Origin of the sequence: Candidatus Mycobacterium methanotrophicum, from assembly GCF_023515995.1 — a bacterium.
Lineage (GTDB): Bacteria > Actinomycetota > Actinomycetes > Mycobacteriales > Mycobacteriaceae > Mycobacterium > Mycobacterium methanotrophicum.
The window spans coordinates 2872686-2893013 of sequence record NZ_CP097320.1; the positions used below are offsets into that span (position 1 = coordinate 2872686).

General features: G+C 65.5%; 13 protein-coding genes and 4 pseudogenes. 12 read left to right on the top strand and 5 right to left on the bottom strand.

What is annotated here, in order from left to right; all coding sequences use genetic code 11:
- Positions 1 to 77: 77 nt before the first annotated feature.
- Both M5I08_RS14910 and M5I08_RS14915 read right to left on the bottom strand, forming a co-directional pair.
- Positions 78 to 1220: pseudogene (locus M5I08_RS14910) on the bottom strand (acyltransferase family protein); the annotation flags it as partial.
- Entirely contained in the window at positions 1217 to 2926 is a 1710-nt protein-coding gene (locus M5I08_RS14915; protein ID WP_219067149.1) for a DEAD/DEAH box helicase, read from the bottom strand. The gene M5I08_RS14915 and the pseudogene M5I08_RS14910, both read right to left, overlap by 4 nt.
- A gap of 86 nt (positions 2927 to 3012) precedes the next feature.
- Between M5I08_RS14915 and M5I08_RS14920 the strand changes: the two genes are divergently transcribed.
- Positions 3013 to 3600: an LppP/LprE family lipoprotein gene (locus M5I08_RS14920; protein WP_219067150.1), complete on the top strand. Its 588-nt coding sequence runs from the start codon at positions 3013 to 3015 to the stop codon at positions 3598 to 3600.
- A pseudogene (locus M5I08_RS14925) lies at positions 3601 to 4680 on the top strand (TM0106 family RecB-like putative nuclease); the annotation flags it as partial. It lies immediately after the preceding gene.
- Between the two features lie 153 nt (positions 4681 to 4833).
- Here the strand turns inward: M5I08_RS14925 and M5I08_RS14930 are convergent.
- The gene (locus tag M5I08_RS14930; RefSeq protein ID WP_249763373.1) at positions 4834 to 6576 is read right to left on the bottom strand and encodes a DHA2 family efflux MFS transporter permease subunit; all 1743 of its coding nucleotides are present in this window, start codon (positions 6574 to 6576) and stop codon (positions 4834 to 4836) included.
- Positions 6577 to 6912: 336 nt separating this feature from the next.
- On the opposite strand from M5I08_RS14930, the gene M5I08_RS14935 reads away from it, so the two are divergent.
- Both M5I08_RS14935 and M5I08_RS14940 read left to right on the top strand, forming a co-directional pair.
- Positions 6913 to 7668 (top strand): hypothetical protein, encoded by a 756-nt coding sequence (locus M5I08_RS14935; RefSeq protein ID WP_219067151.1) that lies wholly within the window; start codon positions 6913 to 6915, stop codon positions 7666 to 7668.
- Between the two features lie 188 nt (positions 7669 to 7856).
- A complete protein-coding gene (locus M5I08_RS14940) occupies positions 7857 to 11555 on the top strand; it encodes a multifunctional oxoglutarate decarboxylase/oxoglutarate dehydrogenase thiamine pyrophosphate-binding subunit/dihydrolipoyllysine-residue succinyltransferase subunit (RefSeq protein ID WP_219067152.1) in 3699 nt (1232 codons plus the stop codon).
- Between the two features lie 261 nt (positions 11556 to 11816).
- On the opposite strand, the pseudogene M5I08_RS14945 reads toward M5I08_RS14940, so the two are convergent.
- Positions 11817 to 12420, bottom strand: a pseudogene (locus M5I08_RS14945) (MMPL family transporter); the annotation flags it as partial.
- A 492-nt stretch (positions 12421 to 12912) separates the two neighbouring features.
- A complete protein-coding gene (locus tag M5I08_RS14950) occupies positions 12913 to 14406 on the bottom strand; it encodes a flavin-containing monooxygenase (protein WP_219067153.1) in 1494 nt (497 codons plus the stop codon).
- 90 nt (positions 14407 to 14496) lie between these two features.
- On the opposite strand from M5I08_RS14950, the gene M5I08_RS14955 reads away from it, so the two are divergent.
- The 8 genes and pseudogenes from M5I08_RS14955 (at position 14497) to istA (ending at position 20327) form a co-directional block, all read left to right on the top strand.
- Positions 14497 to 14859 carry a hypothetical protein gene (locus tag M5I08_RS14955; RefSeq protein WP_219067154.1) on the top strand — a complete coding sequence of 121 codons (363 nt, stop codon included), beginning with the start codon at positions 14497 to 14499 and terminating at the stop codon, positions 14857 to 14859.
- Positions 14852 to 15076 carry a PE-PPE domain-containing protein gene (locus tag M5I08_RS14960; protein ID WP_219067155.1) on the top strand — a complete coding sequence of 75 codons (225 nt, stop codon included), beginning with the start codon at positions 14852 to 14854 and terminating at the stop codon, positions 15074 to 15076. Before M5I08_RS14955 ends, M5I08_RS14960 begins: the two co-directional genes overlap by 8 nt.
- A gap of 247 nt (positions 15077 to 15323) precedes the next feature.
- Positions 15324 to 16550: an IS110 family RNA-guided transposase gene (locus M5I08_RS14965; protein ID WP_249763288.1), complete on the top strand. Its 1227-nt coding sequence runs from the start codon at positions 15324 to 15326 to the stop codon at positions 16548 to 16550.
- A 16-nt stretch (positions 16551 to 16566) separates the two neighbouring features.
- Positions 16567 to 16905, top strand: coding sequence for a hypothetical protein (locus M5I08_RS14970; RefSeq protein WP_219070878.1), 339 nt, complete (start codon positions 16567 to 16569; stop codon positions 16903 to 16905).
- Position 16906: 1 nt separating this feature from the next.
- Positions 16907 to 17164, top strand: coding sequence for a hypothetical protein (locus tag M5I08_RS14975; RefSeq protein ID WP_219070877.1), 258 nt, complete (start codon positions 16907 to 16909; stop codon positions 17162 to 17164).
- Between the two features lie 153 nt (positions 17165 to 17317).
- Positions 17318 to 18343 (top strand): AurF N-oxygenase family protein, encoded by a 1026-nt coding sequence (locus M5I08_RS14980; RefSeq protein WP_219070879.1) that lies wholly within the window; start codon positions 17318 to 17320, stop codon positions 18341 to 18343.
- Positions 18344 to 18377: 34 nt separating this feature from the next.
- Positions 18378 to 18532 (top strand): annotated as a pseudogene (locus tag M5I08_RS14985) (methyltransferase domain-containing protein); the annotation flags it as partial.
- A gap of 160 nt (positions 18533 to 18692) precedes the next feature.
- Positions 18693 to 20327 (top strand): IS21 family transposase, encoded by a 1635-nt coding sequence (istA, locus tag M5I08_RS14990; protein WP_249762801.1) that lies wholly within the window; start codon positions 18693 to 18695, stop codon positions 20325 to 20327.
- Position 20328 lies beyond the last annotated feature (1 nt).

A 20328-nucleotide genomic window follows, 5' to 3' on the forward strand; every position in this document is an offset into this window, starting at 1 on the left:
ACGACTGGCTTTCGGATCGTCGCACCGAGGTGGCGGCCGATCGGATTCTCGACGCCTCGTCCCGATCGTGGTGCCGATCGGGAAGGCGGCACCCGCGTAAAACGATGCAGCAGCCATGCCAACGGGATGGTCAACACCAGCGTCGCCGCGAACAGCCCAGGCATCGAACCGGTGTAGACGTGATCCCGCATCACGTAGGCCATCGCGATTTCCATTGTCACCAAGTGGATCAGGAAGATCTCGTAGGAGATCTCCCCGAGCCACACCATCGGCCGGGTCGCGAGGAACCGGGCATACCAGCCCTGGTTACCCAGCACCAAGGGCGCCACGGTCAGTGCGGCGATTGCGGCGTAGAACACCGCTTTGTACAGCGCTTGCGACAGGCCGAGCGGCGATGTCGTCGGCGCCCCGGCGATCGGCGTCGAAGCGATGAAGTAGCAGATGGCGGCGAGCGGTAACGCGGCAAAGGCATAACAGCGCACCCGCATCGCCTGCAGTACCGTCAGGCTCATCCCGGCGAGGAACCAGATCAGGTAGGTGGGCAGCCACAGTCGCATCCCGTTCGGTACCGAGGTCGTGAGGTGCACCAAGATCAGCCATGCCGGAGAGATCAGCGCGAGCGCGCCGATGCCGACCAGCACCAACCTCGGCCGCCATTGCCGTCGGCATAGGACCACCAGTAGCAAGTACGCAAGCAGCGGCAGCACCACATAGAAAGCGGCTTCCACCGCCAGGCTCCACATCTGGGTCAGGCCCTGATGCAAAAACCCGGTCAAGTAGTTGCTGGTGTAGATCTGAGTCAAAGTCAGATTGCGCACCAGCCCGATCCACGTGTGCCCGGGGTTGGGTCCCGCGGTCCGAAAATGGTAAATGACGTAGGCCAGCAGCACGGTGACGACGTAGGCCGGCATGATGCGCCGAACCCGGTGCCAGGCGTAGCGGCGCACCGACGGCTGCGGACCACCGGTAGCCGCCGATTTCACCCATGGCCGAAACAACAGGAAGCCGGACAACGCAAAGAAAATCGGGACGCCCATTTCCATTCGGGAACACACCAGGCCGAAATAGCCTTCGATGTATTTGCCAGTGGTGTATGCCGCATGGGTCCCGACCACCAGCAGGGCGGCGACCGCACGGATACCCGTCAGCGAAGCGACTCGGTCGGGCCCGGAGACTTGTTCAAGTCCGCCCTGGACGGCCGTGGCGTCGGCTCTGGTCATCGGGCATGTTCCCGCCCTGCTCCGCCGCGATCACGACGCTTCGGACTGTCTCGGCCGCGCTCGGGTTGCAGATTGATCAGCACGCCGGAAATACGAGTGCGCTCAAGAGCTTTCAGTGTTTCGCGGGACAGTCTGGCCGGCAGCTCGACCAGTGAGAAGTCGGGCTTGACGGTGATGTGCCCGAAATCGCTGCGGTGCAAGCCACCTTCGTTTGCGATGGCGCCGACGATCGCGCCCGGGCCGACCTTGTGGCGCTTCCCCACCGCAATACGGTAGGTGGCGAACTCCTTCCTGGGATCCTCGCCCGCTTTGCGCGATGATTTGGCGGGCCGGTCCTCGCGTTGTTCGCGACGGCGGTCAGGTGGCGGCTCAGGTGCCATGAAGAAGGCTTCGCCGTCCCGCGATTGCAGCGCCAGCGCCGCCGCGATATCGGCCATCGGGACGTCGTGCTCGCGCTCGTAGTCCTCGACCAGGCTGCGGAACAATTCGATGCCCGCTGAGCCGAGGCTGTCGGTGATCGAATCGGCGAACTTCGCCACCCGCTGGGCGTTGACGTCTTCGACGCTCGGCAACTCGGCCTCGGTGAGCTTTTGCCGAGTTGCCTTCTCTATCGCCTTGAGCAGGTGACGCTCTCGCGGCGAGACGAAGAGCAGCGCGGCGCCCGACCGCCCGGCCCTGCCGGTGCGCCCAATCCGGTGCACGTACGACTCGGTGTCGTGCGGGATGTCGTAGTTGAGCACATGCGATATCCGCTCGACGTCCAACCCTCGGGCAGCCACATCGGTGGCAACCAGGATGTCTAATCCCTTTGAGCCGCCTTGCTTCAGCGCAGCGATAGTCCGCTCGCGCTGGCTCTGCGGGATGTCGCCGTTGATGGCCGCCGCGGAAAACCCCCGGGCGCGAAGCTTTTCGGCCACCTCCTCGGTAGCTTGCTTGGTGCGGACGAATACGATCATCGCCTCGAACGGCTCCACCTCCAGCACGCGGGTGAGCGCATCCATCTTGCGTGGGCCGCCGACCTGGATGTAGCGCTGCGAAATATTCTCAGCAGTAGCGGTTTTCGACTTGACGCTGACTTCGGTCGGGTCGTGTAGATACTTGGCGGTGAGTTTGCGGATCGCCGCGGGCATAGTCGCGGAGAACAGCGCGACCTGTTTGTATTCCGGCGTTTCCGACAGGATCCGTTCGACGTCTTCGGCGAAGCCCATGTTGAGCATCTCGTCCGCCTCGTCGAGCACCAGGTAGTCCACCCGGGACAGATCCAAGCTTCCGCGGCCGATGTGGTCGATGACTCGGCCGGGGGTGCCGACCACCACCTGTGCACCGCGCTTCAACCCGGACAGCTGCACCGCGTAGGACGCCCCGCCGTAGATCGGTAACACGTTGATCTGCGGCAAATGGGCGCCGTAGCGGCTGAACGCCTCGGCCACTTGGAGCGCCAGCTCGCGGGTCGGCGCCAGCACCAGCGCCTGGGTCACTTTGCTGCTGGTGTCGATCTTGGACAGGATCGGCATCGCGAAAGCGGCCGTCTTGCCCGTTCCGGTCTGGGCCAGGCCCACCACGTCCGACCCGGCCATCATTGCCGGAATCGTCGCCGCCTGAATCGGCGACGGCGACTCGTAACCGACGTCGGCAACGGCCTGCAAAACCGAAGGATGGATTTGCAGGTCGGCAAAGCTCGCGGTGGCGCTGTCCGGGGAGGCCATTTGAAAACAAAGTGTAGGGCGTGGTCAACCGATGCCCGGCCACGCCTGCCACGACGGCCGGCCTGGTCAAGGTACGGTGCGACCTTGTGTGGAGACGACACTGTGGTGTCCGACGGCTGACTGGGCTTGCCGCCGCCGCCCTCGTCGCCGCGACCGCGAGCGGCTGCGGATCGGGTGACTCGACCGTCGCCAAGACGCCGCAGGCCACGACGGCGCATCCCACCGCTGCGTCCCGCACACCCGGACCGTCGGCTCCCGGCGCGGCCCCACCGGGCACCAGCTCCGCGGCACCCGACCCGTGCGCGGTCAACCTCAGCTCGCCCTCGATCGCCCGCGCGGTATCGGAGCTGCCCCGCGACCCCCGCAGCCAGCAGCCGTGGAACCCCGAACCATTGGCCGGCGACTACAACGAATGCGCCCAGTTGTCAGCGGTGATCGTCAAGGCCAACACCAACGCCGAGAACCCGAACACCAGGGCGGTGATGTTTCACCTCGGCAAGCTGATACCGCCGCAAGGCGTGCCCGACATCTACGGATTCAACGGGATCGACACCTCGCAGTGCACCGGCGACACGGTGGCGCTGGTGTACTCCGGCGGCATCGGCCTGCCCAGCGTGGTGAAGTTCCGCTGGAACGGCAACGGGGTGGAGCTGATCGCCAACGGCGTGGGGTAGGCCGACGGCGCCGACTGGGGGCTGGAATATCTGTTCGGTGTCCTGGAGGGCGGACGGTCGGGGGCCTTTCATCCCCTGTGGGCCCATGACCGCCGCGACGAGCGGCAGGCATTGACCGACTTCCTCGCGCTGGTGGCCGAGCGACGCAGGCGGTTTCCGAACATGCACATCTACCACTACGCGTCCTATGAGAAGACGGCGCTGCTGCGCCTTGCCGGACGGCACGGTGTCGGCGAAGACGAAGTGGACGAGCTACTGCGCGGCGGCACGCTGGTCGACTTGTATCCGATCGTGCGCAAAAGCATTCGCATCGGTAGCGAATCTGTCGGCCTGAAGGCGCTGGAGCCGCTGTACATGGGGTCGCAGCTGCGCTCCGGTGAGGTGACGACGGCCGCCGACTCGATCACCCAGTACGCGCGGTACTGTCAGCTGCGCAGCAACGGCGAGCTCGACGAGGCTGCGACCGTGCTGAAGGAGATCGAGGACTACAACCTCTACGACTGCCGATCCACCCGTGCCCTACGGGACTGGCTGCTGATGCGGGCATTCGAATCCGGTATCACATCCGTTGGTGCCCAACCAGTTTCGGATGGCGGCCGCATCGAGCAACCTGATGCGCTGGTGGCCGTCCTCGCCGAGTTCACCGGAGTTGCCGAGGCCGGCGCGCGCACCCCCGAGCAGACGGCCGTGGCCCTGGTGGCCCGCGGCGCGCTCAACTCCGAGGTCTTTGCACTTTACGAGCCACCGGCCCCGCCCGGCATGACCGCTAACTCCGATCGACGGGGGGCGGGCCGCGCCACGGTGATCGAGGCCGACGACTGGACCGTACCGACCGAGGTAGTCGTCGTCGAACGAGTCCCTCAGGACGGCAATACCTTTCAGCAACTCCCGTGCGCTCTTACTCCTGGCCCGCCCATCCCGACGACGGCACTTCGGGAATCAATCCAATCGACGGCCGCCGACGTTGCCGCCGGACTGCCGCAACTCCCCCGCACCGCGCTACTCGATATTCTCCTTCGCCGCCCGCCTCGAACCCGCAGCGGCGCGGCGCTACCGAGGACTGGCGAAGCAATCGAGGACCGGAACCGGTTGAACGTGGCGATCAGCCGTGCGCAGTATGCGGCAGTGATCGTGCGTGCCGAGTCGTTGACCGACTATCTACCTGCCACGCCGGCGGGTTTGGTGGAGCTGGGTGCGTTCTTGGCCTTGACGGCCGTCGGGTACGCCGGCCGGCTAACTAATGGTCCCGGAACGGATGTCGCCCGTAGCCGGGGCAGGCGGCAACGTGTATTCGACGTAGTCGTCGTCATCGTCAAAGCCATCTTGGAAGCCCTGGAAGCCCTGGAAGCCCTGGACGGCATCGTCGTGAGAAAGGGTAGGCTTCAACCGAATCCGCTGCGTGCGCGCCTCAGAATCATCCTGGTGGTCGCCGCCGGCGCCGGCATGCGGCGGCCGGTCCTCGCCAGGTGCCGAGCCGGTGAACCCGATCATGAAGAGTGCCGCAGCCACGCCGAAAAGCGCGATGAACGCCGGCAGCAGCATCGACTGGGACATCGCCGCGGAGAACGGCTCACGCAGGAATCCCGGCAGCTGCAAGGCGGTACTCTCACCGCCCGGTGGACCGCCGTCGGGCATGGGCGGCATCTCAGACGTGATCCTCGATGTCATGAAGGAGGCCATGCCGGCGCTGCCCAGCACCGCGCCAACCTGCCGGGTCGCGTTGTATACACCCGAACCAGCGCCGGCCAGCCGCGGCGGCAGGTGGCGGGTCGCTGTGGCGGCCAGCGGTGCCCAGATGAACGCCATCCCAAAACCCAACGCAACGAACGGCAGAACCAGCTGCCAGATCGGCGCGGACGGCGTCATCGCGATCGAGAGCCACGTCAGGCCGATCGCCAAAACCGAAAAGCCGAAGCCGACCACCGACCGAGGGTGGGCGCGGTCGACGATCTTGCCGACGATCGGCGCAAGCAGACCACTGGTGATCGCCATCGGCGCGGTCAGCAGGGCCGACCGGGTCGGCGACAATCCGCAGACCTCCTGCGCGTAGAACATCAGCGGCAACACCATCGCGGTGGCCGCGAACCCGATTACGACCCCGGCGAGGTTGGCAAGACTGAAGTCGCGGTCGCGGAAGATGTCGAGTGGGATCAGCGGCTCGTCGGTGCCGATCGACTGCCAATAGACGAAGGCCGTCAGAAACCCTGTGCCGGCGACGAGCACCGCCCAGATCCACGGCGCCCACCCGCCGGACTGACCTTCCTGCAGGGCGAAGACGATCAGGAACATCGCCAGCCCCGACAATGCCACGCCAACCAGGTCGAATCGGTGTCTGTGGGTGGGCAGGACCGGCATCAGCCAAACCGCCAGCCCCAGGCCGATGATCCCGATCGGGACGTTGACGAAGAAGATCCATGCCCAGCCCAGAGCGTCGACCAGCACCCCGCCTGCCAGCGGCCCCACCAAGGTGGCGACGCCGGCGGTGGCACCCCACACGCTCATCGCCATCCCGCGCCGTTCCGGCGGAAAGATGCGGGTGATGACCGACAGCGTCTGGGGCGTCAGCACTCCAGCGCCAATGCCTTGGACGATGCGTGCGGCGATCAGCATCGCGACGGTACCCGACAAGCCGCACCACAGCGAGGCGACCGTGAAAACCGCGAGACCGGCCAGGTAGAGGTTTTTTGGACCGAACCGGTCGCCGAGTCGGCCGGCCGCCAGCAACGGAACCGCGTAAGCGAGCAGGTAGGCGCTGGTCACCCAGATCACCGTGTCGTAACCGCTGCCGAACTCGGTCATGATACTGGGGTTGGCGACGGCGACGATCGTGGAGTCAAGCAGGATCATGAAGAAGCCGACCATCATCGCCCACAGCGCGTCCCGAGGGCTTTCGGCTTTTCTGCGGTTGATCGCCCTGGCGCCGCCGGCGCGTCGGGTGCCCCCACCCGCGCGCCTGGAAGCAGTCGCCGAAGTCATGTCCATGCCTCTCTCGGGCCGCATCTTCCTGCCGGTCGCCGCCTGCCGCCACTCCAGATGGCCGGACCTGGCGAACCGGGAAACCCACGCAGCCACGAGAGCTCGGTCCGTTATTGCCAGCACGTCGCCCAACGCCACCAGCTCCGGGCCGCCACACCCGGACACGGTCGTCGACCGCACCCGCCGCGGCATCCCTGACACAGGGTATCGGCCATGGCAAGTGCGGCCACAAGCTGCGGGAACCCGTCGACCGGCATGCTTGTTTCCCGTTTGGTGCGTCAGCGCTAGCCTGAAGGCATTCCCATAGGACTTCCATGTAGGCCTCGGAGGCACCTAATGAGCGCCCGAAGGACGCATTCGGCGGACGACTGGCTGCCCGCCGCTACCAACGGCAAGCCCAAGAAATCCGCGCGCGCATTGGCGCACATCATCGAGCGCAGCACCCGGATCCAGGGCCCTGCGGCCACCGCATATGTGGAACGGCTTCGCCGTGCAAACCCTGGGGCCACCCCGGCCGTGATCGTCTCGAAGCTGCAAAAGCGGTATGTGGCCGCCGTCACTGCCAGCGGTGCAGCGGCGGGTTCGGCCGCGGTGCTGCCGGGCATCGGCACACTGGCGGTGCTGTCCGCGGTGGCCGGGGAGACGGCGGTGTTCCTCGAGGCGACCGCATTTTTCGTGCTGGCGACCGCGGCGGTTTACGGCGTTCCGGACCGAAACCGGGAACGCCGCCGAGCCCTGGTGCTGGCCGTGCTGGTTGGCGACGACACCAAGCACGCCCTGGGCGAACTGCTCGGATCACGGCGCACTAATGGTGCCTGGCTCTCCGAAGGCGTGGCATCGTTGCCGATGCCCGCGTTGGCGCAGCTGAATTCGCGATTGCTCAGGTACGCCGTCAGGAAATACACGCTGCGGCGCGGTGTGCTGCTCTTCGGCAAGATGTTGCCGATCGGTATCGGCGCCCTCATCGGCGCGATCGGTAACCGGTTAGTGGGTAAGAAGATTGTGCGCAATACCCGCAACGCGTTCGGCACGCCGCCCGTGCGGTGGCCGGTCACCCTGCATCTGTTGCCCACGGTGCGCGACGCGGGTTAACAGGCAACTCCGCACTGGGTTGGCCCGGCCTGGTCATGCCCGTGGCGGATTGTCGGCAAAGGGTTAGCCTTTTATGGGGCGGAAACACCTCGGAGCCGCGCAGGTGAGATGCTCCGACACCGGTTGCATGAAGGCGCAAGCGTCACAAGCGCGCTTGTCGGACCGAGGAATCGAGGCGAGCAGCTGCTGTGAGCAGTACGAGTTCACCATTCGGACAGAACGAATGGCTGGTCGAGGAGATGTACCGGAAATTCCGCGACGACCCCTCCTCCGTCGATCCGAGCTGGCATGAGTTTCTGGTCGACTACAACCCCGAACCAACGGGCGACGGTTCAACCACGGCTGATGCTGCGCCAGCGGCGGCTCCCCCCGCGCAGACTGCGCCCACCCCGACACCTCCACCGGTCACCACCGCCACCGCCGGCAACGGCGTGACCAGCGCTCCGACGACGCCAGCGCCTGCACGCCCCGTCGGCCCGGCACTGGCCGACGGTGATGAAGTCCAGGTGCTGCGGGGTGCGGCCGCCGCCGTCGTGAAGAACATGTCGATGTCGCTGGACGTGCCGACGGCTACCAGCGTTCGGGCCATCCCGGCCAAGCTGATGATCGACAACCGGATCGTCATCAACAACCAGCTCAAGCGGACCCGCGGCGGAAAGATTTCTTTCACCCATCTGCTGGGTTACGCGTTGGTGCAGGCGCTCAAGGCGTTCCCCAACATGAACCGGCACTACGCCGAGGTCGGCGGCAAGCCCAGCTCGGTGACGCCGGCTCACATCAACCTGGGCCTGGCGATCGATCTGCAAGGCAAAGACGGTAAGCGCTCGTTGGTGGTGGCGGGCATCAAACGGTGCGAAACCATGCGATTCGGGCAGTTCGTCGCCGCTTACGAAGACATCGTCCGCCGTGCCCGCGACGGCAAGTTGACCGCCGAAGACTTTGCCGGCGTGACGATTTCGCTGACCAACCCCGGCACGATCGGCACCGTGCACTCGGTGCCGCGACTAATGGCGGGCCAAGGCGCCATCATCGGCGTGGGCGCCATGGAGTACCCGGCGGAATTCCAGGGTGCCAGCGAGCAACGCATCGCAGAGCTGGGTATCGGCAAGCTGATCACGCTGACCTCGACCTACGACCACCGCATCATCCAAGGCGCGGAATCCGGCGACTTCCTGCGCACCATCCACGAGATGCTGCTGGCCGACGACTTCTGGGACGAGATCTTCCGGGAAATGGGCGTCCCGTATCTGCCGATCCGGTGGAGCACCGACAACCCCGACTCGATCGTCGACAAGAACGCCCGGGTGATGGAGCTGATCGCCGCGTACCGTAATCGGGGCCATCTGATGGCCGACATCGATCCGCTGCGCTTGGACAACACCCGCTTTCGCAGCCACCCCGACCTCGACGTGCTGACCCACGGCCTGACGCTGTGGGACCTCGACCGGGTGTTCAAAGTCAACGGCTTCTCCGGTTCCGAGTTCAAGAAGCTGCGCGATATCCTGGGTCTGCTGCGCGACGCCTACTGCCGCCACGTCGGTGTGGAGCACACCCACATACTCGACCCTGAACAGCAGGAGTGGCTGGAACAGCGCGTCGAGACCAAGCACGTCAAACCGACTGTGGCCCAACAGAAATACATTCTGAGCAAGCTCAACGCCGCGGAGGCGTTCGAGACGTTCCTGCAGACCAAGTACGTTGGCCAGAAGCGGTTCTCGCTAGAAGGCGCCGAGAGCGTGATCCCGATGATGGACGCGACCATCGACCAGTGCGCCGAGCATGGGCTTGACGAGGTGGTCATCGGCATGCCGCACCGAGGCCGGCTCAACGTGCTGGCCAACATCGTCGGAAAGCCATACTCCCAGATCTTCTCGGAATTCGAGGGCAACCTGGACCCGGCACAGACGCAGGGCTCCGGCGACGTCAAATACCACCTCGGCGCCACCGGTGTGTATTTGCAGATGTTCGGCGACAACGACATTCAGGTCTCGCTGACCGCGAACCCGTCGCACTTGGAGGCGGTCGACCCGGTGCTGGAGGGTCTGTGCCGCGCCAAGCAGGATCTGCTCGACCACGGCACCACCGACAGCGACACCGAGAAAGCCTTTTCGGTGATGCCGCTGATGCTGCACGGCGACGCCGCGTTCGCCGGCCAGGGCGTGGTCGCCGAGACGCTGAACCTGGCGAACCTGCCCGGCTACCGCGTCGGCGGCACGATTCACATCATCGTCAACAACCAAATCGGGTTCACCACCTCGCCGGAACACTCCAAGTCCAGCGAATACTGCACCGACGTCGCGAAGATGATCGGCGCGCCGATCTTCCACGTCAACGGCGACGACCCGGAGGCGTGCGTGTGGGTGGCGCGCCTGGCCGTGGACTTCCGGCAGAAGTTCAAGAAGGACGTCGTCATCGACATGCTGTGCTACCGGCGGCGCGGCCACAACGAGGGCGACGACCCGTCGATGACGAACCCGGCCATGTACGACATCGTCGACGTCAAACGCGGGGTCCGCAAGACCTACACCGAAGCGCTGATCGGCCGCGGCGACATCTCGCTGAAAGAGGCCGAGGACGCCCTGCGCGACTACCAGGGCCAGTTGGAGCGGGTTTTCAACGATGTCCGCGAACTGGAGAAGCACGGCGTCCAACCGAGCGCATCGGTGGAGTCCAACCAGATGCTCGCCACGGGACTCGCCACCGCGGTGGACAAGGCGTTGCTGGCCCGGATCGGCGACGCGTTCCTCGCCCTTCCGGACGGGTTCACCGCGCACACCCGCGTCACGCCGGTGCTGGAGAAGCGGCGGGAGATGGCCTACGAAGGCAAGATCGACTGGGCGTTCGGCGAACTGCTGGCGCTGGGTTCGCTGGTAGCCGAAGGCAAGTTGGTGCGACTCTCCGGCCAGGACACCCGCCGCGGCACGTTCTCCCAACGGCATTCGGTGATCATCGATCGGCGCACCGGCGAAGAGTTCACCCCGCTGCAGTTGTTGACCACCGACCGCGACGGCAACCCGACCGGTGGCAAGTTCATGGTTTACGACTCGCCGCTGTCGGAGTATGCGGCCGTCGGCTTCGAATACGGCTACACCGTCGGCAATCCGGACGCACTTGTCTTGTGGGAAGGGCAGTTCGGCGACTTCCTCAACGGTGCGCAGTCGATCATCGACGAGTTCGTCAGCTCGGGCGAGGCGAAGTGGGGGCAGCTGTCCAGTGTGGTGCTGCTGCTCCCGCACGGGCATGAGGGCCAGGGTCCCGACCACACCTCCGGCCGCATCGAGCGTTTCCTGCAGCTGTGGGCGGAGGGTTCGATGACGATCGCTGTGCCGTCGACCCCGGCCAACTACTTCCACCTGTTGCGCCGGCACGCCCTCGACGGTGTGCAGCGCCCGCTGATCGTGTTCACGCCAAAGTCCATGCTGCGCAACAAGGCCGCGGTCAGCGACATCAAAGAGTTCACCGAGGACAAGTTCCACTCGGTGCTTGAGGAGCCCACCTACGACGAAGGCGTCGGCGACCGCAGCGCGGCGACCCGAATGCTGCTGACCAGCGGGAAGCTTTACTACGAGCTGGCGGCGCGCAAGGCCAAGGACAACCGGGACGACGTCGCGATCGTTCGCATCGAACAGCTCGCGCCGCTGCCGCGCGCCCGACTCAGCAAAACGCTGGACCGCTATCCGAACGTGACCGAGTATTTCTGGGTGCAGGAGGAGCCGGCCAACCAGGGCGCGTGGCCCCGCTTCGGCCTGGAGCTGCCCGAGCTGTTCCCCGACAGGCTCGCTGGGATCAAACGCATTTCGCGCCGTGCCATGTCAGCGCCGTCGTCGGGCTCATCGAAGGTGCACGCTGTCGAACAGCAGGAAATCATCGACCTGGCGTTCGGCTGAGCCGCAGCCGCCAAAGTCGTGCGCACGAAAGTGCGTCTACCGTCATGGTTGCCGAGTGGCAACGTCGCTAGCAACACTCTCGCGGCGCGAGCCGCCTAGCGGTGGTAAGGCGTACACCGAACCGGTGCCGTTGCGCGCGCCGGTGCCGTTGCGCGCGCCGCTGCCGTTGACTGTGCCATTGCGGGTTGCCGGCACCGCGATTTCCACGGTGTCGGCGTTGCCAACGCGATCGCCGCCGCGAACCGGACGAGCCCTACGAGCCGGACGGGAGTAGATGTTCATCGGCCACCAGCACCAGCGTCCGAGCATCGCCGCGATCGCCGGCGTCATGAACGAGCGAACGATCAGGGTGTCGAACAGCAGGCCGAGCCCAATTGTGGTACCCACCTGGCCGACAGCGAGATTGTCGCTGACGATCATGGCGGCCATCGTGAAAGCGAACACCAGGCCCGCGGCCGTCACCACCTTGCCGGTGCGACCCATCGCGCGAATGATGCCCGTCTTCAGCCCGGCGCTCTTCTTTGAACCGGGCGACCAACATCAGGTTGTAGTCAGACCCCACCGCCAACAAGATGATGACCGACATCACCATCACCAGCCAGTGCAGTGGCACGCCGATAATGTACTGCCACATCAACACCGATAGCCCGAACGACGCCCCCAACGAAAGCGCCACCGTGCCGACGATGACCAACGCCGCAACCAGGCTGCTCGTGACGATCGGCATGATGACGAAGAAAATGCACAGCGAGGAGATGCCGGCGATCAAGAAGTCGTAGTGCGACGCGTCTTTGTAGTCTTTGAACACTGCCGCAGTGCCGGAGATGGAGATCTTGGAGTCCTCCAGCGCGGTGCCCTTGAGAGCCCATGCGCGCCGTCGCCTTCACCGACGCCGCATCGGAGACGTTCAGCGAAACAGCGTGCTGTTTGGCGACCTGCTCCAGTGCGGGAACCCCGGCCGCTCACCAGCAAGGTTAGCGCCAGCCAACCGAGGATGATCGGCACCGCAAATTTGCGGACCGGCCCGGCTACCCAGCCCTGTCTGACGCGCTCGCACGGCACGCGATGGTTGCTCATCCGTGCCTCGCCGGCACCAAGACGCCGCGACCGGCGACCCCGGCCCGTCCCCAGCATCTGACCGGGGTATCGGACTGGCTAGCCCTACCCACGCCAGCGCTGCAACGATCGGCATTCTCCTCCACCCGTCCCGAACGCCTAGCGGCGCGTCGCCACGAGCGCGACCAGTATTGATGAGTAAACCATGCCGCGACCGATCCGCGTCAGGTTCGCTGCGCGCAATCTCTTGACATCGCCGGCCCCGCGTTAGCCGGCCGGCTCTCACCGAAGACCGAGCAGCTCAGGCTATCGCGTAGTCCGACAACGGGAATCGGTCCTGTTCCTTGACGGCGCTGCGCACCGATGTCGGCCGGAAGAGTGGGGCTTCGCCCTTACCGGTGCGGTCCCTGAACCAATACGACCGCGAATTCGCGCAGCTGCCTAGGTTGAACACCGAATCCTCGAGCAGGGTGGTCATCCGATCCATGAAGCGGGCGTTGGCCGCTTCGGTAACCTCGAAGGTGCGGGCGCCGCGCCGCTGGAGCTCGCTGAACAATCGGTCCATGTGGCGCATCTCGTATTCCACCGCGTCAAACCACGACAACCCCACCCACGCATACGGGCCGGCCATCGTCAAAAAGTTGGGGAAATAGGGCGCCGAGATGCCTTCGTAGGCCTGGAAACTGGTTTCGCGCCACCATTTTCCGAGGTTCCGTCCCTCCCGGCCGATCACCTCGATCGCCGGCATATTGGCCTCCCACACGTTGAACCCGGTCGCCAGCACCAGGGTGTCGATGAACCGTTTGGCGCCGTCTTTCGCGACGATCCCGTCGGGCTCGATCCGCTCGATGCCGTTGGTTTCCAGATGCACATGCGGCTTGGCGAACGCCCGATAATAGGTGTTGGACAATGTCGGCCGCTTGCAACCGAAGTCGAAGTCCGGGTTCAGCTTGCGCCGTAGCTCCTTGTCACGGATCGACAGAAATCGAAGAATTTTGGACAGCCCTTCGCCGGTTCGATTGAATCCCTTGAAGTACCGGAATTTCCACATCGCGACCACCATCAGGAAATCCACGCTATTGTCGGTGAACCATCGCAGGACGCGCTGGGTGACTGGCACCCGAGCGAAGAGCCGTTGCACCGCAGGCGCGAAGCCGAAGTCGATCTTGGGCAGCACCCAAATCGGCGTGCGCTGATACACGGTCAGCTCGGCGACTTCCTTGGCCAACTCGGGAATCAGCTGGACACCGGTGGAACCGGTGCCGATAATGCCCACGCGGCGTCCCGTCAACGAGTAACTGTCATCCCAGGCCGCGCCATGGAGTATCCGACCGGTGAACGTCTCGATACCGGGAATATCGGGGGTATGCGGCTGGGACAGGTAACCGGTCGCGGCGATCAAGAACTGCGCGCTCAGCGTCTCACCGCCGGCGAGCGCAACCCGCCATACCCCGGCGTCCTCGTCCCATCGGGCGCCTTGCACCACGGTGTTGAACCGCATGAAGCGGCGCACATTGTACTTCGCGGCCACATTCTCGGCGTAGCGCTTCATTTCGGCGCCCCGCGCATACAGCCGCGACCAACCCGGATTCGGCTCGAACCGGTAGGAATACGAAGGCGACGCGACATCGCAGGCAAGACCCGGATAGTGGTTGACGTGCCAGGTTCCGCCCAGATCGTCTTCCCGGTCGACGATCAGGATGTTGTCGTAGCCCAGCCGGCTGAGCTGGATTGCCGCGCCGATACCGCCGAAGCCCGCCCCAACGATGATGGCGTCGAATCGCTGTCCACCCATGGCGTCACACGATACCTGCCACCGCACCGAGACGGCCCACCCAGGCATTCGCCCGGCGTCGGCCTCGCCGCCCTACCGGCGGCGGCGCCAATGCCCCACGGACAGGTGCGTGACGTGCGACTCGCCGGCACAGACGCCGCGGACGCCGCGCTCGGGGACGGTGCCGCGCTGGTGATTGGCGGCAGCGGTATCCCGATTCCGCCGCAAACCTATGTCGACGCCGCCGACACGATGTACCTGCAGCCGCGCGGCTTCACCGGCATCCCGCAAGCCCTGGACACCCCGGAGGGCTTCTACCCCACCACCGGCGTCGACAGCCCTGACCGCCGACGCCTCCGAAGCTCAAGGCGCCCAGATCCTCGACGGGGCGATCACCGGCCAGATAGCCAGCGGAGACGTCGACTACGACGGCTTCGCCGACTTCCCGCAGTAGCCGATCGACCCGTTGTCTGACCTGAACGCCTTCGCGGGCATGATCTACGAGCACCTGACCTACTTGGACCTCGACCCCGCGCAGACCGGCGACGCGATTCCGCTGCAGACTGCCGGCGACACGCTCACCGACTACTGCATGATGCCGGTCGCAGATCTGCCGCTGCTCAAGCCGCTGCGGTTGATCCCCTTCGTCGGCAATCCACTCGCCGACCTGCTGCAACCTAATGAGTATTAGCGGGTCCGGCCTTCGGGCAGACTTGCTACCGGTAGCGGCCGGTGGGTGAGCACTGATGCCTCCTGGATTTCGAGTCCTGATGTCAGATCGTCGCCCCCACCGGTTCGCCCGGGAGAAGGGATCGCTGATGGGATGTCGTGCCCGCCCCGCGTGGTGTGAGCACTGCTTCATTAGGTCGCCGAGAGCTCTCCCGCACGCTGCCGGCTGTAACCCGGACAACTGCAGACAGGAGCGAGGAGTGGCGAAATTGCTGTACGTGGGCGACGATTGGGCGGAAGATCATCACGACGTCGAACTGATGGACTCGGCGGGACGCAGGCTGGCCAGGGCGCGGCTGCCCGAGGGCGCGGCCGGGATCGCGCGGTTGCACGCGATGATCGGCGCCGAGCTGGGCGCCGACGCCGACATGGCCGAGGTGGCGATCGGAATCGAGACCGACCGGGGCCCGTGGGTGGCCGCGCTGATCGCGGCCGGATACACCGTGTACGCGGTGAACCCGCTGTCGGTGGCCCGGTACCGGGAGCGGCACAGCGTCTCCGGCGCCAAGAGCGACCCGGCGGACGCACACACGCTGGCCGACATGGTCCGCACCGACTCGCACCAGCTGCGCCCGGTGGCCGGCGACAGCGCGGCAGCCGAGGCGGTGAAAGTTGTTGCCCGCTCGCACAAGACGATGATCTGGGACCGCACCCGCCACACCCAGCGGCTGCGGCACGCGCTGCGCGAGTACTTCCCCGCCGCGCTGGAAGCCTTCGACGATCTCGACGCGGCCGATGCGCTGGAACTGCTCGGCAGAGCTCCCGACCCCGCGTCGGCGGCGAAGCTGAACCGCAGCCAGATCCGGGCCGCGCTCAAACACGCCGGTCGCCGCGACATCGACACCAAGACCAGCCGGATCCAGGACGCGCTGCGCGGCGAGCAGCTCGGCCGCGACCCGGTGATCACCACCGCGTACGCGGCTGCCACCCGCTCGATCGTGGCCGTGCTCACCACCCTCAACGAGCAGATCGCGATCCTGCAAGAGCAGGTGGAGGAGCATTTTCACCGGCACCCGGACGCTGAGATCATCCTGTCGCAGCCCGGCCTGGGACCGATCCTCGGCGCCCGGGTGCTCGCCGAATTCGGCGACGACCCAGCACGGTACGCCGACGCGAAGGCCCGCAAGAACTACGCCGGAACCAGCCCGATCACCCGCGCCTCCGGCAAGAAGAAGGTCGTGCTCGCGCGGTTCGTGCATCAGGACAGGCTCATCGACGCGCTGATGACGCAGGCGTTCTCCGCGCTGCGCGCCTCGCCCGGCGCACGCGCCTACTACGACAAGCAACGCGCCCGCGGCCTCGGCCACAACCCCGCGCTGCGCCAGCTCGCCAACCGGCTCGTCGGAATCCTGCACGGCTGCCTCAAGACCCGCACGCTCTACGACGAAGCCACCGCCTGGCCGTCCCACAATCAAGATCAACAAACCGCCGCTTGACATTTAAGCTCCTGGGATGTCTGACATGACGGTGCTGGTGAATCTGGGATACGGCGGCATCGCCGACGGGTGGAGCCAGGGACCGGCCAATGCGGACGTGCTGACGGCGCTGGCCAACGGGATACCGCAAGGCATCCACGCCGCCGTCGCCGACCTGGAGAATCCGGCCAAGTACCCAAATCCCGGCCCTGCTGGACAATCCGACGCTGGCGCCGCTGGTGGACGCGGCCTACACTTCGGGGCCGATCGACACCTTGACGCCGACGTCGTCGCAACTCACCCAGGCGTTGCTCGGCGGCAGTTTCCCGGTTTCCTACGCGACGTTGCTCTCGTCGCCGGCCGCGCTGGTCGATGACATGACCAGTACGCTCTCGGCTGATGCTGCGAGCCTGCTGCCGATCGCGGACACCGCCAATACGCTGACCACGTCGCTGCCCGCCTATGACATGTCGCTGTTCGCCGACCAAATCGAGGCCGGTAACCTGCTCGGCGCAATCGGCGACCCGATCGCCGCCGACGTCGCGTTGATCCCGTTCGCGCTCTTCCTGGGCGTCGGGCCGCTCACCGACGCGGTGCAAGGCGCCCTGCTCAACATCGCGAACCTGATACCGTAGTTCGCGGGGCCGAGCAGTCAACTGGCGGCAAGAGCATTTTGTGCCCAACGAAGCACGTGTGCCGGACAACGCGAGCGCTGGAGGGGAGGGTTTGAAATGCCGGTCGTACTGGGCGATGTCTGCTGGACACTCGGCGCCGTAGTGCTGCTGCTGGTGGTGTGGGCGCGCGTGGTCAGGCGCTGGAGACGCAACATGGACGTCTCCGGCGACCCCGAGTACGCCGCCAACTTGGCGACCCTGTCCGAGGCGTCGGTGCGCCGTCACTTCAATCCCTACACCGACATCGACTGGGAACGCCCGGATTTCTCCGTCCGCAAAAACGACCCCCGCTGGGTGCTGTCGACAACCGATCTGCTGGGGCAGCACCCCTGGTATCGGGCGCAACCGCTGGAAAAGCAGATCGAGATCGGCCTGTGGCGCCAGGCCAACACCGCGAAGATTTCGCTGCAGCTAGAGAGCATCCTGATCCGCGGTTTGGTGCACTACACGTTCTGGGTGCCCAACGGATCACCCGAGTTCCGCTACTGCACCCACGAATCCATCGAAGAGTGCCACCACACCATGATGTTTCAGGAACTGGTCAACCGGATAGGGATGGATGTCCCGGGCATGCCGCGATGGCTGCGCTGGATATCACCGGTGATCCCGCTCTATGCCGGGCCGCTTCCGGGCACGTTCTTTTTCGGGGTGATGGCTGGTGAGCTGCCCATCCACATCATGCAAAAGAGCATGCTGCGCCAAGACAATCCGCCGCATCCGATGATGGAGAAAGTGATGGCGATCCACGTCGCCGAGGAATCCCGTCACATCTCCTTCGCCGACCAATTCCTTGCTAGACGTGTGCCGAATATGGTGCGGCGCAGCCGGTTCGCGCTGTCGCTGTACGTGCCGATCGTCATGCGGGTGCTGTGCCAAGCGATCGTCGTGCCGCCGCGCAGCTTCTTCAGGGAATTCGACGTCCCGCGCTCGGTGCGCAAAGAGTTGTTCTTCGATGCGCCCGACGCCCGTCAAGTGCTGCGCGATATGTACGGCGACGTGCGGATGCTGTGCGCCGACGTGGGGCTGATGAATCCCGTGGCAGTGATGCTTTGGCGTATCTGCAAAATCAACGGACAGCCGTCGCGCTATCGCGGCGAGCCGCAGCGCGCACATCGGCCAAGCCCGGCTAGCGCTGCCTAAATCCTTTGCCGCACAACATATTTATGGTTGTTTGCCGGCCTCCTACACCGGGCTTGACTTCAACTCCGCGGGATGGAGGACGAATTCTGCCGGCAACGCCACCAGCTTCCCGGCCTGAATTTCGTGCATGGCGACGCCGAGAACCTGCCCTTCGGCGGCGAATCCTTCGACGCGGTGATCAACGTCGATGTCGACCGCCACGATGATGGGACCACCTTGACCAGGGTTTAGCCAGCCTCATTGGACCACCCGTTTGCCAGTTATGGGACCACCGGCGTGTCGCGCCGGCGGCCGCTCGATTACTGGGTCGGATCGCTTCATGTCAATCGATGTGAAGGAGGTCCGCTGAATGTATCGGGAGGTTTCGGTGATCGAGGTACGTGAGCTGTTGCGGGTGTGGATGTCAGGGGCCGGCTTGCGCCGGGTGGGTGCGTTGGCCGGGGTGGACCGCAAGACCGCACGCGACTATACGAACGCGGCGGTGTTGGCGGGGCTGGACCGGGGCGGTGATCTGGATCAGCTCACCGACGAGTTGATCGGCGCGGTGATCGAGGCGGTGCGTCCGGGCCGGCCAGATGGCCACGGGCAGGCGTGGGAAGTGTTGCGCGCCAACCATGATCAGATCGTCAAGTGGGTGGAAGAAGATCTGACGGTGGTCAAGATCTGCGACTTGTTAGCCCGTCGCGGCATCATGGTGCCGCAGCGGACCCTGCACCGGTGCTGCACACAGTGCACTGACTATCGGGGCCGTCGGGCTGCTGGCACGGTGCCGGTGATCGACGGTGAGCCCGGCGTGGAGTGCCAGATCGACTTCGGGAAGATGGGCAAGATCTTCGACGCCGAATCGGGGCGCAACCGGGTGGTGCACGCGTTGATCTTCACCGCGGTCTACTCGCGGCACATGTTCGTGTGGCTGACGTTCAACCAGACGCTAGAAGCGATCATCGCCGGCTGTGAGGCGGCCTGGGCATTCTTCGGCGGCGTCTTTAAGGTGTTGATCCCCGATAACATGACACCTATTGTGCCCAAGGCGGATTCGGCCGATCCGCAGTTCAGTATAGGGTGGACGGAGTACTCGCAGACCCGCGGATTTTTCACCGACCCGGCCAGGGTGGCCCACCCGTGCGACAAGCCGCGAGTGGAACGCATGGTGCAGTATGTGCGCGGCAACTTTTTCGCCGGTGAAGATTTCACCGATCTGGCCGACGCCCAGGCCCGAGCGCAAGCGTGGTGTGCCGATAAGGCCGGCCAGCGTATCCACGGCACCACCTGCGCCCAACCGGCGGTGGTGTTCGCCGAGTGTGAGGCCGCGCTGCTGCTGCCCGCCCCGGTAGCGGTCTACCAGGTGCCGATCTACGCCCAAGCCAAGGTCCACCGCGACTACCACATTCAGGTCGGCCGGGCCTTGTATTCAATCCCGGAACACTTTCGGGGGCAAACGGTTTCGGTTCGCGCCGACGGGGAGTTGGTCAAGGCGTTCCACCGTGGAAAGCTGGTCAAGACCCATCCCCGCCAGCCCGCCGGCGGACGTTGCACCGACCCGGCTGATCTGCCCGCCGACAAGATCGGCTACGCGATGCGCGACCTGACCCGGCTGATCACCACCGCCGCCGGCCACGGGACCGATATCGGCAGCTACGCCGAACGCCTGCTCGACCACCAACTGCCCTGGACGCGGATGCGGCAGGTGTATCGGCTGTTGGGGCTGGTCAAACGCTACGGCCCGGCCCCGGTGAACACCGCCTGCGGGCGCGCTTTGGAACTTGATGTGGTCTCGGTGCCCAAGATCGCCGCCATGCTGGCGAAGGCCACCGAGAACACCCCCGCCGAGGCGCCGCGGGCGGCCACCGGGCTCGCGCCGGCCCGGTTCGCCCGCGACCCCAGCGAATACCGCAGCCAAGGCAGACAACGACCCGACTGGCTCAGCGTCATCGACGGCGGCGGCGCCACCCCAACCAGCGGCGACGAGAGCCGGGGGCAGTGAT

What these genes read in the sequence shown, in the direction of transcription:
- M5I08_RS14915 (WP_219067149.1), bottom strand. Translation starts at nt 2,926, where the DNA reads ATGGCCTCCCCGGACAGCGCCACCGCGAGCTTTGCCGACCTGCAAATC.
- M5I08_RS14930 (WP_249763373.1), bottom strand. Translation starts at nt 6,576, where the DNA reads ATGACTTCGGCGACTGCTTCCAGGCGCGCGGGTGGGGGCACCCGACGC.
- M5I08_RS14935 (WP_219067151.1), top strand. Translation starts at nt 6,913, where the DNA reads ATGAGCGCCCGAAGGACGCATTCGGCGGACGACTGGCTGCCCGCCGCT.
- M5I08_RS14950 (WP_219067153.1), bottom strand. Translation starts at nt 14,406, where the DNA reads ATGGGTGGACAGCGATTCGACGCCATCATCGTTGGGGCGGGCTTCGGC.
- M5I08_RS14955 (WP_219067154.1), top strand. Translation starts at nt 14,497, where the DNA reads ATGCCCCACGGACAGGTGCGTGACGTGCGACTCGCCGGCACAGACGCC.
- M5I08_RS14970 (WP_219070878.1), top strand. Translation starts at nt 16,567, where the DNA reads ATGTCTGACATGACGGTGCTGGTGAATCTGGGATACGGCGGCATCGCC.
- M5I08_RS14975 (WP_219070877.1), top strand. Translation starts at nt 16,907, where the DNA reads ATGACCAGTACGCTCTCGGCTGATGCTGCGAGCCTGCTGCCGATCGCG.
- istA (WP_249762801.1), top strand. Translation starts at nt 18,693, where the DNA reads ATGTATCGGGAGGTTTCGGTGATCGAGGTACGTGAGCTGTTGCGGGTG.